Source organism: Oceanobacillus alkalisoli, assembly GCF_022213125.1.
GTDB lineage: Bacteria > Bacillota > Bacilli > Bacillales > Amphibacillaceae > Oceanobacillus > Oceanobacillus alkalisoli.
Map to the genome: position 1 here is coordinate 1 of NZ_JAKNRA010000075.1, position 219 is coordinate 219.

The following is a 219-nucleotide window of genomic DNA, read 5'->3' on the forward strand; positions in this document are numbered from 1 at the left end:
CACATTCATACACTTTAAATTCACGTGTAAATCCATATCTGTCCGTTCGTTTCGAATGATAACTAAATTTCACTTTTCTTCCATTTGGACATACATATGCATCTTCTTCTTCGCTGTATTCCCAGTTGTCTACATGAAAAGCATTCTCTTTGTGTTTCTTTTTCTTCTCCTTTCGATATTGATTGTATGTAATGAGTGGCGTTCGATTTCGATTTTTTA

Annotated in this window: 1 pseudogene; it reads right to left on the bottom strand. The window is 33.8% G+C overall.

Annotation, left to right across the window (positions count from 1 at the left end):
• Positions 1 to 219 (bottom strand): annotated as a pseudogene (locus tag L3V42_RS18705) (IS5/IS1182 family transposase); the annotation flags it as partial.